General features: G+C 66.3%; 23 protein-coding genes. 12 read left to right on the top strand and 11 right to left on the bottom strand.

Annotated features, from left to right (window positions below; genetic code table 11):
• Positions 1–120: 120 nt before the first annotated feature.
• Positions 121–705, bottom strand: coding sequence for an anthranilate synthase component II (locus SLG_RS12830; protein ID WP_014076908.1), 585 nt, complete (start codon positions 703–705; stop codon positions 121–123).
• Positions 706–792: 87 nt separating this feature from the next.
• On the opposite strand from SLG_RS12830, the gene SLG_RS12825 reads away from it, so the two are divergent.
• The gene (locus SLG_RS12825) at positions 793–1,296 is read left to right on the top strand and encodes an asparaginase domain-containing protein (protein WP_014076907.1); all 504 of its coding nucleotides are present in this window, start codon (positions 793–795) and stop codon (positions 1,294–1,296) included.
• Positions 1,293–2,132 (top strand): class I SAM-dependent methyltransferase, encoded by an 840-nt coding sequence (locus SLG_RS12820; protein ID WP_014076906.1) that lies wholly within the window; start codon positions 1,293–1,295, stop codon positions 2,130–2,132. Before SLG_RS12825 ends, SLG_RS12820 begins: the two co-directional genes overlap by 4 nt.
• Positions 2,133–2,143: 11 nt before the next feature.
• Here SLG_RS12820 and SLG_RS12815 read toward each other — a convergent pair whose 3' ends face one another.
• The 3 genes from SLG_RS12815 to SLG_RS12805 form a co-directional block, all read right to left on the bottom strand.
• Complete coding sequence (locus SLG_RS12815; protein WP_014076905.1) at positions 2,144–3,118, bottom strand: cation diffusion facilitator family transporter; 975 nt, start codon at positions 3,116–3,118, stop codon at positions 2,144–2,146.
• A 69-nt stretch (positions 3,119–3,187) separates the two neighbouring features.
• A complete protein-coding gene (trpE, locus tag SLG_RS12810) occupies positions 3,188–4,684 on the bottom strand; it encodes an anthranilate synthase component I (protein WP_041393293.1) in 1,497 nt (498 codons plus the stop codon).
• A gap of 30 nt (positions 4,685–4,714) precedes the next feature.
• Entirely contained in the window at positions 4,715–6,667 is a 1,953-nt protein-coding gene (locus tag SLG_RS12805) for a peptidylprolyl isomerase (RefSeq protein WP_014076903.1), read from the bottom strand.
• Between the two features lie 170 nt (positions 6,668–6,837).
• Between SLG_RS12805 and tpiA the strand changes: the two genes are divergently transcribed.
• Complete coding sequence (gene tpiA / locus SLG_RS12800; RefSeq protein ID WP_014076902.1) at positions 6,838–7,584, top strand: triose-phosphate isomerase; 747 nt, start codon at positions 6,838–6,840, stop codon at positions 7,582–7,584.
• Between the two features lie 19 nt (positions 7,585–7,603).
• Here tpiA and SLG_RS12795 read toward each other — a convergent pair whose 3' ends face one another.
• Positions 7,604–8,104 carry an FKBP-type peptidyl-prolyl cis-trans isomerase gene (locus SLG_RS12795; RefSeq protein ID WP_014076901.1) on the bottom strand — a complete coding sequence of 167 codons (501 nt, stop codon included), beginning with the start codon at positions 8,102–8,104 and terminating at the stop codon, positions 7,604–7,606.
• A 105-nt stretch (positions 8,105–8,209) separates the two neighbouring features.
• Here SLG_RS12795 and recO point away from each other — a divergent pair, with 105 nt between their 5' ends.
• From recO to SLG_RS12780, 3 genes are all read left to right on the top strand, one after another.
• Positions 8,210–8,944 carry a DNA repair protein RecO gene (recO, locus tag SLG_RS12790; RefSeq protein ID WP_014076900.1) on the top strand — a complete coding sequence of 245 codons (735 nt, stop codon included), beginning with the start codon at positions 8,210–8,212 and terminating at the stop codon, positions 8,942–8,944.
• Positions 8,945–9,011: 67 nt separating this feature from the next.
• Positions 9,012–10,055 carry a 3-isopropylmalate dehydrogenase gene (gene leuB / locus SLG_RS12785; RefSeq protein WP_014076899.1) on the top strand — a complete coding sequence of 348 codons (1,044 nt, stop codon included), beginning with the start codon at positions 9,012–9,014 and terminating at the stop codon, positions 10,053–10,055.
• Positions 10,056–10,057: 2 nt separating this feature from the next.
• Complete coding sequence (locus SLG_RS12780; RefSeq protein WP_014076898.1) at positions 10,058–11,032, top strand: threonine dehydratase; 975 nt, start codon at positions 10,058–10,060, stop codon at positions 11,030–11,032.
• Between the two features lie 45 nt (positions 11,033–11,077).
• Here SLG_RS12780 and SLG_RS12775 read toward each other — a convergent pair whose 3' ends face one another.
• Positions 11,078–12,373 (bottom strand): glycosyltransferase family 39 protein, encoded by a 1,296-nt coding sequence (locus SLG_RS12775; RefSeq protein ID WP_014076897.1) that lies wholly within the window; start codon positions 12,371–12,373, stop codon positions 11,078–11,080.
• Between the two features lie 47 nt (positions 12,374–12,420).
• On the opposite strand from SLG_RS12775, the gene SLG_RS12770 reads away from it, so the two are divergent.
• From SLG_RS12770 to SLG_RS12755, 4 genes are all read left to right on the top strand, one after another.
• A complete protein-coding gene (locus SLG_RS12770; RefSeq protein WP_014076896.1) occupies positions 12,421–13,626 on the top strand; it encodes a trans-sulfuration enzyme family protein in 1,206 nt (401 codons plus the stop codon).
• A 40-nt stretch (positions 13,627–13,666) separates the two neighbouring features.
• Positions 13,667–14,065, top strand: a complete 399-nt coding sequence (apaG, locus tag SLG_RS12765; RefSeq protein WP_041393289.1) for a Co2+/Mg2+ efflux protein ApaG — start codon at positions 13,667–13,669, stop codon at positions 14,063–14,065.
• A complete protein-coding gene (locus SLG_RS12760) occupies positions 14,062–14,856 on the top strand; it encodes a LysR family transcriptional regulator (protein WP_014076894.1) in 795 nt (264 codons plus the stop codon). Before apaG ends, SLG_RS12760 begins: the two co-directional genes overlap by 4 nt.
• A gap of 252 nt (positions 14,857–15,108) precedes the next feature.
• Complete coding sequence (locus SLG_RS12755; RefSeq protein ID WP_014076893.1) at positions 15,109–17,757, top strand: HAD-IC family P-type ATPase; 2,649 nt, start codon at positions 15,109–15,111, stop codon at positions 17,755–17,757.
• Between the two features lie 132 nt (positions 17,758–17,889).
• Here the strand turns inward: SLG_RS12755 and SLG_RS12750 are convergent, their stop codons facing one another.
• Complete coding sequence (locus SLG_RS12750; protein WP_014076892.1) at positions 17,890–18,372, bottom strand: Lrp/AsnC family transcriptional regulator; 483 nt, start codon at positions 18,370–18,372, stop codon at positions 17,890–17,892.
• Between the two features lie 94 nt (positions 18,373–18,466).
• Between SLG_RS12750 and SLG_RS12745 the strand changes: the two genes are divergently transcribed.
• Positions 18,467–19,693, top strand: coding sequence for an amino acid aminotransferase (locus SLG_RS12745; RefSeq protein WP_014076891.1), 1,227 nt, complete (start codon positions 18,467–18,469; stop codon positions 19,691–19,693).
• A gap of 19 nt (positions 19,694–19,712) precedes the next feature.
• On the opposite strand, the gene SLG_RS12740 is transcribed toward SLG_RS12745, so the two are convergent.
• The 4 genes from SLG_RS12740 to SLG_RS12725 are packed head-to-tail and all read right to left on the bottom strand — an operon-like array spanning position 19,713 to position 22,858.
• The gene (locus SLG_RS12740) at positions 19,713–20,063 is read right to left on the bottom strand and encodes a carboxymuconolactone decarboxylase family protein (protein WP_041392008.1); all 351 of its coding nucleotides are present in this window, start codon (positions 20,061–20,063) and stop codon (positions 19,713–19,715) included.
• A 23-nt stretch (positions 20,064–20,086) separates the two neighbouring features.
• Positions 20,087–21,337 carry a TolC family protein gene (locus tag SLG_RS12735; RefSeq protein WP_014076889.1) on the bottom strand — a complete coding sequence of 417 codons (1,251 nt, stop codon included), beginning with the start codon at positions 21,335–21,337 and terminating at the stop codon, positions 20,087–20,089.
• Entirely contained in the window at positions 21,334–21,537 is a 204-nt protein-coding gene (locus tag SLG_RS12730; protein ID WP_014076888.1) for a YgaP family membrane protein, read from the bottom strand. The genes SLG_RS12735 and SLG_RS12730 overlap by 4 nt, the downstream gene beginning before the upstream one ends.
• 40 nt (positions 21,538–21,577) lie before the next feature.
• Complete coding sequence (locus SLG_RS12725) at positions 21,578–22,858, bottom strand: NAD(P)/FAD-dependent oxidoreductase (RefSeq protein ID WP_041392006.1); 1,281 nt, start codon at positions 22,856–22,858, stop codon at positions 21,578–21,580.
• Between the two features lie 86 nt (positions 22,859–22,944).
• Between SLG_RS12725 and SLG_RS12720 the strand changes: the two genes are divergently transcribed.
• Positions 22,945–23,283, top strand: coding sequence for a rhodanese-like domain-containing protein (locus SLG_RS12720; RefSeq protein WP_014076886.1), 339 nt, complete (start codon positions 22,945–22,947; stop codon positions 23,281–23,283).
• Positions 23,284–23,301: the final 18 nt, after the last annotated feature.

Here is a 23,301-nt window from a genome sequence, read left to right as displayed (position 1 = left end):
TCCATATGGCAGGTGTCTGCGACGCAGGGGGCATCGCTTCGCGCGCCCGCATGGCAGAAGATCAAACTTCAAAAGCGATGGACGGGTCGTGACGGGTGGGAACCGCTTTTCGCCGCAAGATCAGGCGCGCTCCGTCACCTTCATGCCCGCGATCTTCATGAAGTTGGCCAGCATGGCATGGCCATGTTCCGTCGCGATGCTCTCGGGGTGGAACTGGACGCTGTGGATAGGCAGGCTCGCGTGGCGGAAACCCATGACGGAGCCGTCCTCGCTGGTCGCGTTCACGATCAGCGCTTCCGGAATGTCCTCCACGATCAGCGAATGATAGCGCGTCGCGATGAAGGGGGAGGGGATGCCCGCGAACAGGCCGGTGCCGTCATGCCTCACCGGCGATGTCTTGCCGTGCATCAGTCCGCCACGCACGACCGTGCCGCCGAAATGCTGTCCGATCGCCTGGTGCCCGAGGCATACGCCCAGCAGCGGCTTGCCGGCATCCGCGCATGCAGCCACCAGATCGAGGCTGATCCCCGCTTCATTGGGCGTGCAGGGCCCGGGCGAGAGCAGGAAGGCCTGCGCGCCGCTGGACAGCGCCTGCCCGGCGGACATGGCGTCATTGCGCACCACTTCCACCTGCGCGCCCAGTTCCATCAGATAATGGACCAGGTTCCAGGTGAAGCTGTCATAATTGTCGATGACGAGGATCATGGCGCGTTGCTCTACGGGCTGGCGGGCCGGTGCGCAATCGCTTCGCACGGGTAGCGGGGCGGCGGTGTTCCGCGCTATGGACGAGACATGACCAAATCCCGCGATCCCATCCTCGTGCTCACCACCGGCGGCACCATCGACAAGCTCTATTTCGACGCGCTGAGCGAATACCGCATTGGCGAGTCGATTCTCGCGCGCGTGCTCGACGCTGCGCGGGTTACGCATCCGGTCGAGATCGTGGAACTGCTGCGCAAGGACAGTCTCGATCTCGACGATGCCGATCGCGCGCTCATCACAGAGCGCGTCGCGGCGGCGCCCGGCCGGCCTGTCGTCATCACGCACGGCACCGATACGATGACGCAGACGGCTGCGGAGCTGGCCCCGCTGGCGCAGGACCGTGCTGTCGTCCTGGTTGGCGCGCTTGCGCCCGCCCGCTTTGCGGAGAGCGATGCGCCGTTCAATCTGGGCATGGCCTTCGCGACGGCGCAGATCGCGCCGCCGGGCGTCTACATCACCATGAACGGCACGGTGTTTCGTGCCGCCGAGGTGGTGAAGGACCGGGCGCAGGGTGCATTCGTGGCGATGCCATGATCCAGCCCGGTGTGCGGACGGCGTCGGCGGATCGCGGCCCGGACATCGAGGCTACCGCCCGTTTCGGCGCGCAGGTGGATTTCGGACGCACGGCATCGGACTACGGCACTTTCCGGGCAGGCTTTCCCGAGGCGTTCGTCGACCGGGTGGCTGGCGCTGGTGCGCTTTCGGGTGTCGCCACCATACTCGACGTCGGGACCGGGACCGGCACGCTGGCGCGGGGCTTCGCGCGGCGCGGCATGCGTGTGACGGGGCTCGATCCGGCGCCGGCCCTGCTGGACGAAGCAGCGAGACTCGACCGGGAAGCGGGCGTCACCGTGGACTATCGGCAGGGGACGGCCGAGAGCCTGCCATTTCCTGATGCTGCCTTCGACATGGTGACTGCCGGCCAGTGCTGGCATTGGTTCGATCGCGCGCAGGCCGCCGCCGAAGCCTTCCGCGTGCTGCGCCCCCGCGGCCTCATGGTCATTGCTCATTTCGACTGGCTGCCATTGCGCGGTTCCGTCGTGGAAGCGACCGAGGGACTGATCCTGGAGGCGAACCCGGCCTGGACCATGGGCGGTGGCACCGGCATCTATCCGCAATGGCCCGGCGATTTGAGCGGTGCGGGCTTCACGGATATCGAGACATGCTCCTTCGATGTGACGCAGCCATACAGTCATGATGGCTGGTGCGGGCGTATCCGGGCCAGCGCGGGCATCCGCGCCAGTCTCGACCCGGCCGCGACGGATCGCTTCGAAAAGCGCCTGCGCGCTCTGCTCGCCGCTGATTTCAGTGCGGAGCCTCTGCTCGTGCCGCATCGTGTGTGGTGGGCGAGCGGCCGCAAGCCCGGCTGAACGGAGCGCCGTCAGGCCGGGCAGCCGGGCACGCGCCCCTCGGCAGCGTCGATCTCGATCTGGAACGTTGAATGGCCGATGCGGAAACGCCGGCTCATCTCCGCGTCCAGCCGCTGCAGGAAGGCGTCGCCCGGATGCCCGTCCGGCATCTGGAGATGCGCCGTCATCGCAGTGTCCGTGGTACCAAGCGGCCAGATGTGGATGTGATGGACTTTCGTCACGCCGGGCTGGGCGCGCAGCCAGGCTTCGACCGCTTCGTGATCCACCCGGTCCGGCACGGCGAGCAGGCTCATCTTCACGGAATCCCGCAGCAGCCCCCAGGTGCCGATCGTGATGACCAGCACGATCACGAGGCTGGTCAGCGGGTCGATCCACAGCAGGCCAGTGAGGCCGATCAGCACACCGGCGACCACCACGCCCAGCGAGACCAGCGCATCTGCCGCCATATGCAGGAAGGCGCCGTGGATATTGATGTCGTCCCTGCCGCCGCGCATGAAGAGCAATGCGGTGAAGCCGTTGATGACGATGCCGATGCCCGCCACGATGACGACCGTGCCACTGTTGATGGGCGCCGGATTGATGAAGCGCTGGATGCTTTCCAGCGCAATCGCCCCCACGGCGATCATCAGCAGCACTGCGTTCAGCAGCGCGGCGAGAATGGACGAGCTCTTGAATCCATAAGTGAAGCGGCTGGAGGGCGATCGTGCCGAGAGCACGGTCGCGCCCCAGGCTATGACGAGGCCGAGGACGTCCGAGAGATTGTGCCCGGCATCGGCGACCAGCGCCATCGAGCCGGAGAGAAAGCCATAAACCGCTTCAATGACCACGAAAGCGGTGTTGAGCACGATGCCGATCGCGAAAGCCCGGCCGAAGGATGCGGGTGCGTGATGATGGCCGCCCGGGCCATGGACGTGATCCGGGCCATGGTCATGCTGATCGGCCCCGTCGTGGCCGTGGTTGTCATGGGCGTGATCGTGCAGTCCCAAGAATGGCCGTCCCGTCTGGCTTGTCCGGCCCTTGCTATCAGAGCGTCGTCGCCGGTCCAAGGGGCTGGTTCACTGCCCGAACCGGCCCTCGCGCGCGATCTGGACGGCCTCGCGTGCCGCCGCGAACAGCGCGCCGGACTTGTGCTCGCATTCGCGCTGCTCGTAGGCGGGCTCTGAGTCCGCCACGATGCCGGCGCCGGCCTGCGCATGGAGCACGCCGTCCTTCACCAGCGCGGTGCGCAGGACGATGCAGCTGTCCATGTTCCCGTCCGGCGAGAAATAGCCGACGCCGCCCGCATAAGGGCCGCGCGTCTCAGGTTCCAGCTCGGCAATGATCTCGCAGGCCCGTACCTTGGGCGCGCCGGATACCGTGCCTGCGGGGAAGCCGGCAAACAGCGCGTCCAGGGCATCCTTGCCCGGCGCGAGGCGGCCCACGACATTCGAGACGATGTGCATCACATGGCTGTAGAACTCCACCATGTAGCTGTCCGTCACCGTCACGCTGCCGGCGGCCGCCACGCGGCCCACGTCGTTGCGGCCCAGGTCCAGCAACATGAGATGCTCGGCCCGTTCCTTGGGATCGTCCAGCAGGGAATCGCGGTTCGCGGCATCTTCCGTCGCGGTGCGGCCGCGCGGACGCGTCCCCGCGATCGGCCGGATCGTGACTTCCCCGTCGCGCACCCGCACGAGGATTTCCGGGCTGGATCCGGTGAGTGCGAAGCCGGGCAAGTCGAGATGGTAGAGGAAGGGCGACGGGTTGATCCGCCGCAGCGCACGATAGAGATCGATCGGCGGCAGCGTGAAAGGCGTGGTAAAGCGCTGCGCCAGCACGACCTGGAAGATATCGCCCGCGACGATATAATCCTTCGCCGCCCGCACCATGTCCGCATAACGACCGGGCCCGAGGACTGGCTCCACCGCGATGTCGGCGGGGTCGAAGTCCGGCGCCTGTGCGCGTGGGAGAGGGCGGGCGAGCCGGGCGGCGGTCTGCTCGATCCGGTCCTGCGCCGCCTCCAGCGCGCGGTCGATATGGTCTTCCTGCGCTGACCAGACCGGTGCGACGATGGTCAGGGCATCGGCCAGACGGTCAAAGACCAGCACGACCGTAGGGCGCACGAACAACATGTCCGGCGTGCCCAGGCCATTGTCCGCAGGGCGCGGGAGCTTCTCCACAAGGCCGATCGTCTCATAGGCGAAATAGCCCACGAGGCAGGCGAGCGCCGGGGGCAACTCGGGATCGACTTCGGCCCGGCATTCGGCGACGAGCGCGCGCAAGGCATCGAGCGGATCGGTGCCGAGCGGCGTGAAGGCTTCCCGGTCGGTCTGCCAGTCCCGGTTGATCTCGCTCGTGCGGCCCGTGGCGCGGAAGACGAGGTCCGGTGCCAGCCCGATGAGGCTGTAGCGCCCGCGCACCGCACCGCCTTCCACGGATTCGAGGATGAAGTCCCCGCGTTCCGGCTCGATGAGCTTGAGCGCCGCCGAGACGGGGGTCTCGGTATCGGCGATGACGCGTTGCCAGAGCAGCGCGGGCCGCCCGTGGGAGAGCGCCGCGCGCGCGGCTTCCATGCTGCTGTTGCTGCGGGTCAAGCGCCGATCCTATTCGCCGCCGCCATTCGCGCTGCGCAAGGCTTTCTCGACTGCCGCCAGCGCGGATTCGTTTCGCTGGACGCCCAGTTCCTTCTGGACGGCGACCATGAACTGGCGAGCATATTCGCCACCCAGCACATTGCTGAGCCCGGCGCGGGTCGAAGCCAGCAGCTGCGGCACCTGTGAGGGATCGTTCGGGGTGATCTTGTCCAGGCGCACGACCGAGAAGCCCTGGTTGTTCTCCAGCGGCAGCAGGCGCGTTGCGCCGACCTTGATGGTGAACAGGGCTTCAAGTGGCGGCGGAATGCGGCCGTCTTCACGATTGTTGATGTCGGCGCGGCGCACCGAGAGTGTCTGGCGTTCCGCCTGCTGCGCGAGGCCGAGTTTGGCGAGCACAGCGGCCGGGTCAGCGCCCTTGCCCAGCTCCGCCGCGAGCTGCGTGGCGAGCTGACGCGCGCGCTCCGCGCCCTTGGAAAGACCCCATGCGACCTGCACGGCGGACTTCACTTCGTTGAACGGCGGCGGGCCCTCCGCCACCACGTCCTCGACCGCGAGAATGGCCGCTTCCTCGTCGGGCTTTACCGAGACGACCTGCGCATCATCGTCGGCCGACATGGAGAAGCCCTGGTCGAGCAGTGCGGCAAGCGTCGCGTCGGCCTTGAAGGCCGGATCGCGCAGCGCCGTACCGTCCTTGAGAACAAGCGGGGTCTCGACCATCGTCAGGTTGTGCGCCTTGGCCAGTTCGGCGAAGCTGAGGCCTTCGCCGATCTTGCCGTCGATATCGTTCAGGAAGGCACTGAAAAGCTGCTGTTCCTTGGACTTGCGGATCTCGGCCGTAAGCTCAGGGCGGGCCTGATCGAGCGTCTTGCCCGGCACGGCGCGCACGTCCTCCACCCGCACCACCGCCCAGCCGAGCGGTGAGCGCACCGGGCCGATCACGGCGTCCTTCGCGGCAGCATAGACGGCTTTGGCGATCTCCGGCGTCGTCTGGCTGGCAAGCGCCTTCTCGTCCTGCCCGTCCATCCGCGTGGCGGCGAGGCCGAGGCCGCGCGCCACATCGGCGAGCGGGGTTCCGGCCTTGGCCTTGGCGGCGGCGTCGCGGGCCGCGTTCTCGGTGGCGAGAATGAGCTGGCTCACGTCGCGCGTCTGCCGCGCCTGAAATTCCTGCGACCGTGCCTTGTAGGCCTGCGCAAGCTCTTCCTCCGTCGGGGCGGCCTGGGCCTCGAAACGCGAGAGGTTCACTGTCGCATAGCGCAGCTTGCGCTGTTCGGGCACGGTGAACTGGCCGGGATTGCTGCGGTAATAAGCCTGCAGCTCGGCATCGCCTGGCGGCGTCGAGGGTGCGAACGCGGCGGAAGGAATGGAGATCATCTCGCCGCTGCGTTCCTCGATCAACATTGCCGCATAGGGCGGGACCATGCTGGCGGGCGTCCGCGCGCCGGCACTCACCGGCGCCAGCATCTGCCGCTGGACGATGCTGGCGATGATGTCCTCGCGCAGATCCTTCTCGGCAATGCCTTGCTGGGCCAGCATCTGGCGGAACACGGTCTCGCTGAAATTGCCGGTCGCGTCCACGAAGGCGGGATTGGATGCGATCTCGGCGTCGATCAGCGCCTTGCTGATCTGCATTCCGTGCTTCTCGCCATAAGCGATGAGCGATTGCATCGCGATCATCTCGCTCGCCACGTTGCGCAGCCCGCCTTCGGCAAGGAACTGGTCCATGGTGAGAGCCGGGTTTTCGTTGCGCATCCGCTCGAACACCATCTGCGTGCGGGTCTGCACGTCGTTGACGGTGATGGTCCGTCCGCCGATCTTCGCCACCTCGGCGGAGGAGGGGCCGAACAGGTTCATGCCGCCCGAGGTGAGGTCCCCCGAGACGAAGGCGAGCGCGATCAGGCCAAGGAACACGGCCGCGAAAACCCCGCCGAACTTGGACTTGAGGATGCGCCGGAAGAAATTCATGTCGTAGGGTCCAGGAGCTGGCGGGAAGGAAAGGTCCGGTCGCTTTAGGGCCGCGCACCAGCGGCATCAAGCGGGCAATGCGGGTGGAAGCACTGGACAAAGCCGCCCGCGCCGTCCATCCGGACCGACTGTATCGTGGAAGACTGGACAGCGAGAGGAGAGTTCGGACGATGACCGGCAGGCGCAAGCTGATCGCGGGAAACTGGAAGATGAACGGGCTGAAGGCGCAGCTCGGCGAGGTTTCGGCCATTGCGGAGCTGGCTGCGGGGCGTCCGGATATCGACGTGGCGCTGTTTCTGCCCGCGACGCTCATTTCCGCCGCCGCGCCGCTCGCCGGGACCGTCCTTGTCGGCGGGCAGGATTGCCATCATGAGGAAGCGGGCGCGTTCACGGGATGCATCTCCGCACCCATGCTGTTGGGTGCCGGTGCGGGCGGCACGCTCGTCGGCCACAGCGAACGGCGCACTTATCAGCATGAGACCAATGCGGATGTCGCCGCCAAGGCCGCGCGCGCCAGCCAGCACGGGCTCGAAGTGGTGCTTTGCGTGGGCGAGACGCTCGATACGCGCGAGCAGGGCGACGAGGCCGCCCATGGCTGGGTGGTCGATCAGCTGCTGGCATCCTTGCCGGAAGGCGCGGGTTCGGGCTGGCTGACCATCGCCTATGAGCCAGTCTGGGCGATCGGCACAGGCAAGGTCGCCACCCCCGCGCAGGTCGCCGCCATGCATGGCGCGCTTCGTGCCGCTCTGGTGGAAGCGCTGGGCGCGGACGGGCAGGCGATGCGCATTCTCTATGGCGGCTCGGTCTCGGGCGACAATGCGGCCGATATCCTTCATCTCGACAATGTCGACGGCGCGCTGGTCGGCGGCGCCAGCCTCTCGGTCGCGAAGTTCGCGCCGATCATCGCGGCAGCCTGACGCCGGGCGAAAGCGCCTTTTACCGGCCCTCGATGCCGAGCAGCTCGATCTTGAAGAACATGGTCGCGCCGCCCGGTATCGGGCCCTTGCCGCGGGGGCCATAGCCCAGCTCTGCCGGCACCGCGATCTCGATCGTGTCGCCCACGCCCATCTGCGGCACCGCCATCTGCCAGGCCTTGATGAGCCGGCCGAGCGGGAAGGTGGCCGGTTCGCCGCGCGCGTAGCTGCTGTCGAACACCGTGCCGTCGACGAGGCGGCCCTCATAATGGAGCGTCACCGCATCCTCGACAGTCGGATGAACTCCCGAGCCGTCGCCACTGACGGGTCGCCAGCGCAGTCCGCCGGGCAGTACTCGCCAGCCATCCTGCCAGCGCAGCTTCGCCAGAGCGAGCGCCTGCTGATTGTGCCACTGCGCGCTTTGCGCGACGTCGGGTGCGCTGGGCTCGTCCTGCGCGAAGGCGAGGGCGCCCAGAGTCACGGCCGCTACTCCCGCGACGCCCCAACGCATGATTCGCTGCACCTGCCGTTCCTTTCATTGCCAGTTGCCGCCGCCATCGCGGGAAAGCGCGTGCCGGTCAATCGTCGTGCTCTTCGCGATCGCGCGAAGGCCGGGTAAGGAAGAGCGATGACCAGCCTTGCCGCTACGGCCATCATCTGCGCGGTCCGGCCGCATGGCGAGCACGGCGCCATCGTGCGCGCGCTGACGGAGGAGGCAGGGCTCCTGGCCGGCTATGTGCAGGGCGGACGATCGAGCCGGATGCGGCCGGTGTTGATTCCCGGCAATGTCGTGCGCGGCCTCTTCCGCGCCCGGACGGCGGAGCAGCTCGCAGGCCTCTCGGTCGAGCTGGAGCGCAGCCGCGGTCCGCTGCTTGCAGAGCCCTTGCCGGCGGCGGCCATTGACTGGGCTTGCGCGCTCACGGCCGCGACATTGCCCGAGCATCAGCCTTATCCCTCGCTCTGGAGCGGGCTCGGCGCCGTTCTGGACGCCGTGGAAGCCGCCCCGGCCGCGCGCGGCTGGGCCGTGGCGCTGGTGCGCTACGAGCAATTGCTGCTCGCTGAACTCGGCTTCGGGCTCGATCTGGCGGAATGTGCCGTCACCGGCGCGCGCGAGGGGCTCGTCTGGATCAGCCCGCGCACCGGCCGGGCGGTGACCGAGGAAGGGGCAGGCGGGCGGCAGGAGCGGTTGCTGCCCTTGCCAGCTTTCCTCACCCAGGGCGGCGAGGCCGGCTGGCCGGAAATCTTCGCCGGCTTCTCGCTCACCGGCCATTTCCTCCTCCAGAATCTTTTCGATCCGCGCCGGCAGGACGTGCTCGCCGCGCGCGAACGCCTGATCGAACGGCTCAAAAGAGCGGTTGCGTGAGAGCGTTCGCCGCCATTATGGCCCTTCCCCATTCCCGCGCGTGCGGGGCACAAGAAAGGTGAGTTCCATGTTGATCGCGCTGCTTCCCGGAGACGGCATTGGCCCCGAAGTCGTGGCGGAGGCAAAGCGCGTGCTCGATGCGCTGGCGATTCCCGGGCTTGCTTATGAGGACGCGCTGGTCGGCGGCGCGGGCTATCACGAATATGGGCATCCCCTGCCGCCCGAGACGCTTTCGCTGGCGCGTCGGGCCGATGCCATCCTGTTCGGCGCCGTGGGCGATCCGCGCTGCGACGCGCTGGAGCGTTCCCTGCGCCCGGAGCAGGCGATCTTGGGCCTGCGCAAGGAGCTGAACCTGTTCTCGAACCTGCGCCCGGCGAAGATGTTCCCCGAGCTGGCCGATGCTTCAACCCTCCGCCGGGAAGTCGCCGAGGCGATCGATCTGCTGATCGTGCGCGAGCTGAACGGCGACGTCTATTTCGGCGAGAAAGGCATGCGCCGCACCGAGGATGGGCTGCGCGAAGGCTATGACATCATGTCCTATAACGAGGCCGAGGTCCGCCGCATCGCGCACAGCGCGTTCCGGGCGGCACGAGCCCGGCGCGGCCTGCTCTGCTCGGTGGACAAGGCCAATGTGCTGGAAACGAGCCAGCTCTGGCGCGACATCGTCATCGAGGTGGCGACCGAATATACCGATGTGGCGCTCAGCCACATGTATGTGGACAATGCCGCGATGCAGCTCGTGCGCAATCCGGGTCAGTTCGACGTGATCGTGACCGGCAATCTGTTCGGCGACATACTGTCCGATCAGGCGAGCATGTGCGTGGGGTCCATCGGCATGCTGGCCTCCGCTTCGCTCGATGCGAACGGCAAGGGACTTTACGAGCCCATCCATGGGTCCGCGCCGGATATCGCCGGGCAGGGCAAGGCCAATCCGCTCGCGACGATCCTGTCGGCCGCGATGATGCTGCGCTTCTCGCTGGGGCAGTCCGAGGCTGCGGATCGGATCGAGGCTGCCGTCGGCAAGGCGCTGGCGAGCGGCGCACGCACGGCCGATCTCGGCGGCACCATGTCGACCAGCGCCATGGGTGACGCGGTTCTGGCCGCGCTCTAGGCATGGACGTCTCGCTCGCCTCGCTGCGCGATGCCGCTGCGCTCGTCCATGCGCAGATGGCACCCACCGCGCAGTTCGCGTGGCCCCTGCTGGCCCGGCGGCTGGGCTGCGAGGTCTGGGTAAAGCATGAGAATCACACGCCCACCGGCGCTTTCAAGGCGCGCGGCGCGATCACTTACATGGACTGGCTGCGGCGCACCCATCCGGAGGTGAAGGGCATCATCACTGCCACGCGCGGCAATCACGGACAGGCGCAGGTGCGCGCGGCGCGGGCGGCGGGCCTTTCGGCGACGATCGTCGTGCCGTTCGGCAATGCCCGTGAGAAGAATGCCGCCATGCGCGCGTTCGGCGCCGATCTGATCGAGCATGGCGCGACATTTGACGAGGCGAAGGCGGAAGCGATGGCCCGGGCCGCGCAATATGGCCTGTTCATGGTACCGGCCTTTCACGAGCAGCTTGTGCGCGGTGTCGCGAGCTACGGGCTGGAACTGCTGGCCGCCGTGCCGGATCTCGATACGGTCTATGTTCCGGTCGGCTGCGGCTCGGGTCTGTGCGGCACCATTGCCGCGCGCGATGCGCTGGGGCTGGCGACGAAGGTCGTCGGCGTCGTCTCCTCGGCAGTGGACGGCGCCAAGCAGAGCTTCGAGCAGGGGCGCCTGATCGGCACCGAGACGGCGCACACCTTCGCGGACGGCATCGCGGTGTGCACGCCGGTTCAGGCCGCGCTGGATTATCTGACGTCGCGCGCCGAGCGCTTCGTCGCGGTCGACGATGACGAGATCGCCGAGGCGATTCGCGTGCTCTGGCAGGATACGCATAATCTCGCCGAAGGCGCCGGCGCCGCCGCCATGGCCGCGCTGATGCAGGAGCGGGAAGCGATGCAGGGCCGGAAAGTCGCCGTCATCCTCTCCGGCGGCAATCTGGACATGAGCCAAGCCGCCACGGTGCTCGCGGGGCAGACGCCGCCGCCGATGTGAAGGCTTGTGGGGGAGCGACTGACACAGCCGATATCTCCGATCGCTCTATCGCCAGCTGTCCAGCCACATCCAGCGATTGAAATCCTGCGGGTCGCTCAGCGGCGCGGCGGAAATGATCGGATTGAATTCGGCGAACAGCAACGCGGCGAAGCCGATGCACAGGGCCGGCGCCAGCCTGTTCCCGCGCTGCCAGAACCAGTGGTCGAGCGCGCCGGCAGTTGCGAAGCAGAGCAGCAGCGAGGCCGGGAAATAATGATAATAGAACATCACGGGCTTGGGGATGACGATGAAGAAGCCGAGCGAGGCAGCCCAGAGCAGTACCACGATCAACAGGGGCCATGCCCCTTGCCTCAGCCCCGCGTACAGGCATGCGATCAGGGCCACGAGGCCGCCCCAGCTGATCGCGGGATTGCCAATCAGCAGCACGCCGCGCTGGATACCGTCGACCGGCTCGTAGAAATACCAGATCGGCCGGATGCTCAGCACCCATTGCCACCATTGGCTCTGATAGCCGTGCGAAGCCATCGGCGCGCTCTGCAAGCGAAGCATCTCGAATTGCTGGTGGACGATCCGCCATGGCGGCACCGCGTCCGTCTCGAGCCAGCCGAGCGGGAGGAAAGTCGCAAGATAGATGAGCACGGCGAACGGGCCGAGCCAGAACAATCCCTCCAGCAGGGAGACGGGCCTTGCTGCGAGCGAGCGGGGGGTGCCGAGACGTGGGCGCACCGCGAGCCAGAGCAGCAGGGCGACGCCGACGAGCGGGATCGCCGTCCATTTGCAGGCAGTGGCGAGGCCGAGGAAAATACCTGCCAGCACCAGTCGCCAGCGGTCGCGAAAGCCGGTGCGGCCCGCCGCCGCCAGCATCCAGAAGGCGAGCATGAGAAAACTCGCCATGAAGATGTCCAGCATGGCGATGCGGGCTTGCACGAACAGCATGGGGCTGAGCAGCAGCAGCGAGCCGGTCATCACCGCTGCCGGCCGGGTGCCGAGCAGCCAGCGCGCGGCCATCACTCCGGCCCCGACCAGTGCCGCGCCGAACAGCGCGCTCATGATTCGCCAGCCCAGCGGATTGTCGCCGAGCATCGCCATGCCCGCGCCGATCAGCAGCTTGCCGAGCGGCGGATGTTCGGGATTGGGCAGGCCGGAAAAGGCGGTCAGGATTCGCGCCGCCGGCACATAATGGCTTTCGTCGAAATTGATCTTCGCCGGGTCGCCGAGGCGAAAAAGGAACAGGGCGAGGGCAATTGCCAAGAAGCATGCGGCGATGGCGACATCACGCCAACCGGGCGCGATGAAGGGTCTGGCGGCCTGTGCGGTCATGGTGGCGTCCGCATCTCTCATGTTTGCGCCGGATTGACCGCGCGGGGTGAGCGGCTAGAAGCGGCCGCATGAAGAAGCATAGCGGACAGGACCGATCCCTCACAAGTCGCTGGCGTGCGGCGACCCGTGCCGTACGCGGCGGCACATGGCGATCCGAGCAGGGCGAAACGAGCGAGGCGATCTTCCTCACCTCGGGTTATTGCTACGACGATGCGGAAACGGTGGCCGCCCGGTTCGCCGGGGAAGCGTCGGGCATGCAATATTCGCGTTTCCAGAACCCTACGGTGCAGATGCTGGAAGAGCGCATCGCGCTGATGGAAGGCGCAGAGGCGTGCAAGGTGCAGGCGTCCGGCATGGCGGCGATGACGAGCGCACTGCTCTGCATGCTGAGCGCGGGAGACCATGTGGTCGCGGGCCGTGCCGCGTTCGGTTCGTGCCGCTGGATTTTGGACAATGTGCTCAATCGCTTCGGCATCACGCATAGTATCGTCGATGCGCGCGACAATGACGCGTGGGAGAAGGCGATCCAGTCCAATACGAAGGCCTTCTTCTTCGAGACGCCGGCCAATCCCACCATGGACGTGGTGGATCTGGCGCATGTCTGCGGCCTGGCGCGAGCGCATGGCATTACCACGGTGGTCGACAATGCCTTTGCGACGCCGGTCCTCCAGCGGCCGCTGGAGTTCGGCGCGGATGTCGTCGCCTACAGCGCGACCAAGCTGATGGACGGGCAGGGCCGGGTGCTGGCGGGCGCTGTCTGCGGCACGGACGAATGGATCAACGGCAAGCTCTCGCCTTTCCAGCGGAACACGGGGCCCGTCTGCTCGCCCTTCAACGCGTGGGTGGTCCTCAAGGGGCTGGAAACGCTGGACCTGCGCGCGCATCGCCAGTCCGAGAATGCGATGAAAGTGGCGCGCTTCCTGGAGAAGCGGGTGCCGCGCATCCTCTATCCGGGCCTTCCGACGCATCCACAGCACGATCTGGCGATGAGCCAGATGACGGCGGCAGGGCCGATCTTCTCCTTCATCCTGGAGGATCGCGCGCAGGCGATGGCGATGCTCAATGGCCTTGAGCTGGCGGACATCTCCAACAATATCGGGGATTCCCGGACTTTGCTGTGTCATCCGGCCTCGACGACGCATAACAATATGGGCCCCGTCGGCCGCGCCGAGGCGGGGGTCGAGGAAGGCATGGTGCGCATCAACGTTGGCCTCGAGGATCCGCAGGATATCATCGACGATCTGGATCAGGCATTGACCGCCGTGGGCCTTTGACTAGGGTCGGCCCGGGGACGGCTCATGGGATGCTCGCATGATGGACGCCTTCTTCCCTTATGCAGAGACGACGCACGACATCACCGTGCGCGTGTCTGTCGCCTTTCTGGCCGAGCAATCGGAGCCGGACATGGGCAAATGGTTCTGGGCCTATCATATCCGCATCGAGAATGGCCGCGCCTCGCCGGTGCAACTCCTCACGCGCCGCTGGACCATCGCGGACGGACGCGGGGCCCTCTACAAGCGCGAGGGGCGCGGCGTCGTGGGTGAGGAGCCGGTGATCCAGCCCGGCGCTTCCTATGATTATGTGTCCGGTTGCCCGCTCACCACGCCGACCGGCTGGATGGAAGGCAGCTACATCATGCTCGAGGCGGGCGGCAGTATTATTGAGGTGGCGATCCCCCGCTTCGCGCTTCTGGCCCCGGCGGTGTCGAATTGAAGCGAACGCATCTGCCCTTGAACGGCCTGCGCGTGTTCGACGCGGCGGCGCGCCATCTTTCCTTCACGCGCGCGGCGGACGAGCTTGCGGTCACGCCGGCGGCGGTCGGCCAGCAGATCCGCGCGCTTGAGGACCTGCTGGGCGTCGTCCTGTTCCGCCGCACGCCGCGCGGGCTGGAGCTGACGCCGGAGGCGGAGGCGGGGCTGCCGGCTCTGCGGGGTGGCTTTCTGGAGCTGGAGGAATCGGTCCGGGCGATGCAGGCCGGGCAGAGTTCCCAGCACCTCGCCATTGCCGCCCCGCGCGATCTCACCGCCAAATGGCTGAGCGAGCGTCTCGCTGTCCATGCCGATGCCGAGCCGGGGCTTCATTTCCTGCTGGTCGCTGCCGACGACGCGCTCGACTTTACCGAGGCCAATCTGGATCTGGCCATCTGCCTCGCCGATGGTCCGGGTCAGCATGAAGGCATCGCGCTTGGCGAGGGGCGGTTCGTGACTGTGCAGGCACCCGGTGGCCGCGGCCTCGATGCGCAGATCGCCTGGCCCGGCTGTCCGGTCGCGGATGGTCAGGCAGTCATGCGCGTCGGCGATGCGGGCCTTGCCATCGATGCTGCCGCCAGCGGCTTCGGCCGGGCCTGCGTGCCCGCGCTGCTGGCCGGGGCGGATGTCGCTGCAGGTCGCGTGGAGATCATTGGCGAGTCGCAGCCCGGTCCCGGCTACTGGCTCATCGCGCCCCTGCCGCAGTGGCGACAGAAGAAAGTCCGCGCCCTGGTCGCAGCGCTGACAGGCGACTGAGCTGTCCTTATCGAGGCTCCCGGCCGCCATCCTTGTGAACTTCCGAACCGTCGCGCCTGCTGGTTCTACGGGAATATCCTTATTCTGCCAGCACTTGCATCCGCCCTATCGGTGGGGTCATGATGATGCCACCGGACGAAACGGGCGGGTCGGCCGCTTTTCTCCCGGCATCTGCAGGAACAGTGTCGGCAAAAGGAGGCGGTCATTTCCCGGATTGCAAAGCAGGATCGGCGAAACGAGGCCTGGCACAGCATGCCGGCAGCAGACCTGTTTTCGGCGCTTGGCACGACGCCCACGGGCCTTTCGTCCGAGGATGCGCAGCGGCGCCTTGCTATTCATGGTCCCAATGTGCTGCCTGCCGCCCGGCCCCAAAGCCCGATCATCCGCTTTCTGCGGCAGTTCCATAGCGCTCTCATCTATTTCCTGCTCGCGGGCGGTGTTGCCGCGACGCTGCTCGGGCATCTGGTTGATGCCGCGGTCATTCTTGCCGTCGTGCTGGTCAATGCGACGGTCGGCTTCATTCAGGAAGGCAAGGCCGAGCAGGCGCTCGATTCCATCCGGGACCTGATCGCGCCGCATGCACTCACGCTGCGTGACGGTGTGCGCACCCAGGTGGGCGTGCGTGATCTGGTGCCCGGCGACATCGTGCTGCTGGAGGCGGGCGACCGCGTGCCCGCCGACATGAGGTTGCTCCGCGCACGTGGTTTGTTGGTCGACGAGGCCGCGCTGACCGGCGAATCCGTCGCGGCGGAGAAGCATGAAGGCACCGTGGAAGCGGACGCGCCGCTTGGCGACCGCTCGAACATGACATTCTCCGGCACGCTGGTCGCGGCCGGGCAAGGCACGGGCGTCGTCGTCGAGACCGGCATCGGGACCGAAATCGGCCGGATCAGCAAGCTGCTTCAGTCGGTCGAGGAACTGACCACGCCCCTGCTACGGCAGATTGAGCATTTCGCCCGGCACTTCACTGCGGTCGTGCTGGTGGCGGCGGTGCTGCTGTTCGCCTTCGCGGTGCTGGTCCGCGGCTTTGCCTGGGATGAAGCGCTCATCTTCATCGTCGCGCTTGCCGTGGGGGTGATCCCGGAGGGCCTGCCGGCGGTCATCACGATCACGCTGGCGATCGGCGTTCGCCGCATGGCTGCGCGCAATGCCGTTATCCGCAAGCTTCCCGCGGTAGAGACGCTCGGCGCCACTTCGGTGATCTGCTCTGACAAGACCGGCACGTTGACCCGCAACGAGATGACCGCGCGGCAGCTCATCCTGCCCGCGCACAGGCTGCTCGTGGGAGGGGCCGGCTATGCGCCGGAGGGCGAGATCATCGCGCAGGGGACCGATGACGACGCCGCGGCGCTGGATGCTGCCATGCCGATGCTGCGCTGCGGATTGCTGTGCAACGATGCGCATCTGCGCGAATCCGCCGGGCACTGGATGGTCGATGGCGATCCCATGGAAGGCGCGCTCGTCGCGCTCGCCATGAAGGCGGGGCTGGAGCCGACGGAAGTGCGGGCCGAGTGGCCGCGGATCGACGAGATTCCTTTCGATGCCGCGCACCGCTTCATGGCGTCGCTGCACCGCTCGCCCACGGGGGAGATGGTCATTTTCGTCAAGGGTGCGCCCGAGGCGCTGTTTGCCATGGCGAAGGCACCCCTCGATCTCGAATACTGGAACGCACGGATCGACGAGGCAGCGGGCGAGGGGGAGCGCCTCCTCGCTTTCGGTGCCCTGCGCAAGCCCGCCGGGCTTCAGCGCCTCTCGTTCGAGGATGTCGCGGAAATCGAGCTGCTCGGTCTGATCGGCTTCATCGATCCCCCCCGGCCGGAAGCGGTGGATGCCATCGCGCAGTGCCGCTCGGCGGGAATCGACGTGAAGATGATTACGGGCGATCATGCGGCGACCGCGCTGGCTATCGGTCGACAGCTCGGCATTGCCGACGATCCGCGCGCCGTTACCGGGGCGCAGATCGAGGATTTGTCCGATGGCGAGCTTGCCGATCTTGTCCGGCATGTCTCAGTGTTCGCTCGCACCAGCCCGGAGCACAAGCTGCGGATCGTACGGGCCTTGCAGGCGGACGGGGCGATCGTCGCCATGACGGGCGATGGCGTGAACGATGCGCCGTCGCTCAAGCAGGCCGATGTCGGCACTGCCATGGGCCGAAAGGGCACCGAGGCAGCCAAGGAAGCCGCGCAGATGGTGCTGCTGGACGACAATTTCGCCTCGATCGTCAACGCCGTGCATGAAGGGCGCACGGTCTACGACAATATCCGCAAGGTCACGGCCTGGACGATCCCCACCAATGGCGGCGAGGCGCTGATCGTCATTCTGGCAATCTTCGTCGGCTTCGCGCTGCCGATGACGGCCACGCAGATCCTGTGGGTCAATCTCATCCTGGGTGCGACGCTTGGCCTCGCGCTGGCGTTCGAACCGTCCGAGCCGGGCGTCATGCGGCGCCCGCCGCGGAAATCGAATGCCCCGCTGCTGTCGCCTTTCCTGCTGTGGCGCGTCGTTCTGGTATCGCTGCTGTTTGCCGGGATGGCGCTCGGCGTCTTCTTCCTGACGCTGGGCCAGGGCCGCGAGATCGAGGTTGCCCGCACGATGGTCGTCAACATGGTAATCGTCGGAGAGATCTTCTACCTGTTCAATGTCCGCTACCTGCATGTCGGCTCGATCACCTGGCGGGGCATGCTGGGCACCCCGGTTGTGTTGGCCGCGATCGCTGCCGTCGTCGCTGGTCAGCTCGCCTTCACTTATCTGCCGGTGATGAACGAGATCTTCGGCAGCCGGCCTCTGGCATTTGTGGACGGGGCATTGATCATCGGCATCGGCGTGGCGTTGCTTCTCGTGCTGGAAATGGAAAAGCGGCTGATGCGGCGCCTCGGCTGGTTCGAGGAGCTCGCAGAATGAGGCTCACTCTGGTGGGCTGAACGATGACCGCCTCCTCTGGTACGTGGCGGGCCTGCAGCTGTTCTGCATTCGCACGAAGACCCCCCGGCTCAACTTCGCCGGATTGGCGACGGGCGCTCAACCGAGTGGCGTTCAGTGCTCCGTGAAGATGGGGAGGGCTGTCTTGTACTTGGCGATGGAGAGCGCGAAGTGCGAGGCGGCATTGGCGACAACCGGATGCGTGAGGAGCCGGTGCAGCAGGAAATCCTCGTAATCGGCCACGTCGCTGGCGACGACGCGCATCAGATAATCCCATTCTCCGGACATCGAATAGCACTCCATGATCCGGGCTTCGCTGTCAATGAAGTCGATGAACCGGCGCGATGTTTCTGGGTCATGATTGCGTAGTCGCACATTGCACAGGACATTCACGCCATGCCCGAGCAAGCGGGGATCGGCGAGGCGCACGGTCGCGCGCAGCACGCCGGTCTCTTCCAGTTGCCGCACCCTGCGCCAGCATGAGGGACCTGTGCTGCCCACGCGTTCGGCCAGCTCAGCATTACTGAGGCCGCCATCCTGTTGAAGTTCCGAGACAATGCGGCGGTCCAGCTCATCGAGTTTGACGATTTTTTTCATAGATAGGCTCTCTGAATAATATTTATTTCAGTTTATAGCTCTGGCGCGTGTGTTTTGAAAAGCAATCACGCGGCTTTTCTGGAAAACTGGCCGCATGACCATTCTTCTCATGCCGCGCAAACCCGCTCCCGCTGACCAGGGAGCGCTGTTCGATGGGCTCACGCGTCAGCCCGCCGATCCGCTGTTGGGTCTGACGGCCCTGTTCGAGGCGGACCGCCGACCCGACCGGCTCGATCTGGGCGTGGGCGTGTTTCGGGACGAGCAGGGCGACACCCCGATCATGCGGGCAGTGAAAGCGGCCGAGCGACGCCTTCTGGAGCGGCAGGATACCAAGAGCTATCTGGGGACCGAAGGTGATCCGCTGTTCGTCCGCCGCCTTGCCGATCTCGTCCTCGGCTCCGCGCGTGCGGACGATGCGCGTCTTGCCGGCATCCAGACACCCGGCGGAACCGGCGCCCTGCGCCTTGGCGCGGAGTTGCTTGCAGGCGCGCGGCCGGACGCCACGGTCTGGATCGGCACGCCGACATGGCCCAATCACGCGCCGATCTTCCGGCAGGCGGGCCTGTCGGTGCGCATGCATCGCTTCTTCGATCCGTCCCGGTCCGACGTCGATCTCGATGCCATGCTGGCCGATCTGGCGAATGCCCGCCCGGGGGACGTCGTGGTGCTGCATGGCTGCTGCCACAATCCCACGGGCGTGACGCTCACCGCGGCGCAATGGGCTTTGGTTGTCCGGTTCTGTTCGACACGCGGTCTCGTGCCCTTCGTGGATCTCGCTTATCATGGTCTCGGCGACGGGCCGGAAGCGGACGTCGCGCCCACGCTGGCACTGCTGGAGGCGATGCCTGAGGCCCTGCTGGCCTATAGCTGCGACAAGAATTTCGGGCTCTACCGCGACAGGGTCGGGGCGCTCTGGGTGCAGACGGCGACGTCAGGCTCGGCGACGCTGGTGCGCGGCCATCTGCAGGCTCTCGCGCGCAGCATGTGGTCGATGCCGCCGGATCATGGCGCCGCCATCGTCCGGGAAATCCTGACGGACTCGGTCCTGAAGGAGGACTGGAAGGCCGAGCTGGAGACCATGCGCGGGCGGATCAATGGATTGCGCGCTGCGCTCGCTGCCCTGCACCCCGCGCTGGCACCGATCGGCCGGCAGCGCGGCATGTTCGCGCTGCTGCCGGTAACCCCGGCCGATGTGGCTGTCCTGCGTGCGGACCATGGGATTTACATGGCCGACAGCGGGCGCATCAACATTGCCGGTCTACGAACGGACAGCGTCGATCGCTTCGTCGAACAGTTGGCACCCTTTCTTCCCGCTCGCTGATACAGCCTTCGGGCGTGGGTCAGCCGGCTTCAGCAGCAAACTGGTCGTAAGCCTCCACGGCCTGCGCGGCATACATGAGGCTGGGGCCAGCGCCCATGTAGAGTGCCATGCCCATCGTCTCCATGATCTCGTCGCGCGTGGCACCCTGTTTCACCGCGGCCTGCGCATGAAAGGCAACGCAGCCGTCGCAGCGGATCGCCACCGCGATGGCGAGTGCGATCAGCTCCTTGGTCTTGACATCCAGGGCCCCCGCCTCGGTCGCTGCCTTGGCCATGGCCGAAAAGGATTTCATGACCTCGGGCGTGCCGAGGCGCACGTCCTTGATGGCGTGGCTGAGTTCCCGGGCCATTTCTGGCCAGTCCTTGTGCATTATGTTGCTCCTTGTCCTCTGGCCTATCGGCCGATCATGCTGAGCAGCCGGTAGGCAGCGACGATCCGATCGGTGGATGCACGGGCCTGGGCAGCCGCGGCCGCCGTGGCTTCGCGCTCCGCGTCCAGCAGATCGAGCTGCGGCTTCATGCCCACGCGTACTTCATGGCGGACGCTGTCCCGGGCCTGCGCGGCGGCCTCAGCCTGTTTCCGGGATGCATCCTCGACCAGAGCGGCGGTCTGCACGGCCTGGAACCCGGCAATCACCTGCTCGCGGACCTGCGAGCGCACCGCTTCGGCCCGCGCTTGCGCCGCGCGCTCGGCGCTGTCGCTGCCCGAAATCTTCGCATAGGTCCCGGGACTGAAAATTTGCCAGCGGGCGCGGATGCCCACCGTGGCGCTGTCTGCGCGGTAATCGGGGAAGAACTGGTCACGCACCACCGCGCCTTCCGCGAAGGCGCCCACTGTAGGCAGCAATTCCGAGCGCGCGCCTTTCGCCTCCGCGCGCGCAGCGCGCAGGCCGGCTTCGGCCTGCATCAGCCAGGGATTATGCTGCATGGCAAGGTCGATGGCTTCATCGAGCGCGCCGGGCAGGTCCGGACTGGCGGGCAGGGGCTCGAGCGAATCCGGCATCAGGCCAGTCAGGCTGGTGAAGCGCGCTTGCGCGGAGACAGCCATGCCCTGCGCGCGCGCCAGCCCGGCCTGTGCCTCGGCAAGGCGGGCGGCCGCCTGCGCGATGTCGGTGCTCGGGCTTTCGCCGGCCCGGTAGCGCAATTGCGCCTGCCGCTGGATTTCCTGCATCTGCGTGAGCAGCTCTTCATGCAGGTCCACCAGTCGCCGGCTGGTCAGCACTTCCCCATAGGCCTGTGCAACCGCCGCAACGACCTGGCTGCGCGTGGCGCTTTCTCCTGCCTGCGCGGCGTCGCTGCCGGCCTTCGCACGGGCGATGCCATTGTGAACCCGCCCGCCCGCGAAGAGCGGTTGCTCGACAGTCACTTGCGCGACCCGGGGTGTCACATCGGCAGCGCCCAGGCCGAAGAAATTCTGCGGGTCGAGCCGCCCGAGGCCGATCGACCCGGTCACCGTCGCGCTCGGCAGGCCGCCGGCGCGCGCTTCGCGCACGCGTGCGTCGGCCGTGTCGGAGTCGGCCCGGGCCGCCGCAATGTCGGGCGCATGGGTCATGGCCGCCGCGATCGCCTGATCGAGCGTCACGGCCTGCGCGGGCAGGGCGACGCTCGCCAGCAGGCCGAGCAGAACGGTCCGCGCAAGATTCATCTGAAGGCAGTCCCCGGACGAACGCCCATCGCCTTGAAGATCATCGCGGCGGGGCAGAAGCCCGTGAAGCTCGCCTGAATCATGTTGAAGCCGGCAAACGCCGTCAGCGCCAGCCACCAGGGATGGACGGTGAGCGACAGGATGACGCCGAGCAACACGACGAAGCCGGCAAAGCACATAACGGCACGATCGAGAGTCATGACATGATCTCCTTGAAAGACTGGGAAAACAGACCGGGCATCACAGGCGCAGCTTGCGGATCCCCATCACATGCAGCGCCAGCTTCTCGTAGAAGGGCTCGCTCTCGCCCTTGCGGACCTTGCGCAGGAAATATTTCTCGAAGCCGATCTTGGCGAGGTGGACCCATTTACCGCTGGACGACCAGTTGACATTCCGGGGCGGAATCTGCGGCTGCGCGACGAAGGCCACGCCGCCATCGCCGAAATCGGCGAGGCAAACCGCGTTCCATGTCGCTTCGGCGGTGGGCTCGCGGCCCTCCAGGATCGCGGAGAGGTTGGTGGCAATGGCGGTCACCATGCTTTCGATCATGAAACCGGTCTTGGGGACGCCCACCGGCACCGGCGTCGGGCCGGTCGGCGGAATGGCGACGCAGACGCCGAGCGCAAAGATTTCAGGAAATGTCGGGTTGCGCTGCTGCTTGTCCACGATGATGAACCCGCGTGGATTGGTGAGGCCCTCGATGCCCCGCACGGCGGGGACGCCACGGAAGGCGGGCAGCATCATAGAAAAGCCGAACGGCAGATCATGTGTCTTCCTGACGGCCCCGTCCTCGCCGATTTCCTCAATGTGCATGACATCCGGGTCCACCTTGGTGACGCGGGCATTGGTGACCCACTTGATATGCCGGTCACGCATTTCGCTTTCGAGCAGCGACTTCGTGTCGCCAACGCCGTCAAGGCCGAGGTGCCCGATATAGGGCTCGGACGTCACGAAGGTCATGGGCACCTTGTCGCGGATCTTGCGGCGGCGCAGTTCCGTGTCGAGGATGAGCGCGAACTCATAGGCGGGGCCGAAGCAAGACGCGCCCTGTACCGCGCCGACCACGATGGGGCCGGGCGATTGCGTGAAGCGATCGAAGGCGTCGGCCGCGCTCGTCGCATGAGATGTCTGGCAGATGGACACGGTGTGGCCGCCATGGGGCCCCAGACCTTCGATCTCGTCGAACGCGAGGTCAGGGCCGGTTGCAATTACAAGATAATCGTAATTGATTATGCTCCCGTCGTTGAGCTCGATCTGCTTGCCGGCGGCATCCAGCCGCTTGGCACCGACCGCCGTAAAGTCGATCTTTTTCTTGTGGAAGACAGGCGGCAAGTGGACCTGAATCGCTTCAGGCTCGCGCCAGCGCACGGCGACCCAGGGATTCGACGGCACGAAACTGTAAGTTTCTGAGTCGGATATGGTGAGAACATCGGCCTTGTCGCGGACTGCAGCCTTGATCTCATAAGCGGCGATTGTTCCGCCGAGGCCAGCCCCCAGCACTACTATCTTTGGTTTGCCCATCGGATCACCCTTCCGTCGCGTCAATCGTCATTGACTAATATAATGATTATGCGATATATGCAATCAACAAATTGAAGGAGGCAATCATGTTTGGATTCGGAAAAGGCAAGGCTCATCGGGAAATCGACCCTCAAGCGCTTGACGCCATGCTGCGGGACGGGTCGGTTATGCTGGTCGACGTCCGTGAAGCCGACGAGTTCGCATCCGGCCACATCCCGGGCGCATTAAACCTGCCACTCTCCGATTTTTCACCTCGTAAGATTCCGGATGCTCAGGGCCGCACGGTTGTGCTGCAATGTGCTGGCGGCAAGCGGTCCGGCATGGCGCTGGAACGTTGTGCGCAGGCGCAGGCGTCCATCGACACGCATCTCGCCGGGGGCATCGGCGCGTGGAAGGCAGCCGGCCTCCCGGTGGTTCAGGATTGAGCGAACGGGCGCGAGCGA

The organism is Sphingobium sp. SYK-6, assembly GCF_000283515.1.
Lineage (GTDB): Bacteria > Pseudomonadota > Alphaproteobacteria > Sphingomonadales > Sphingomonadaceae > Sphingobium > Sphingobium lignivorans.
Note: the sequence above shows the minus strand (reverse complement) of the source record. Positions and strands in the feature narration are given on the sequence as shown.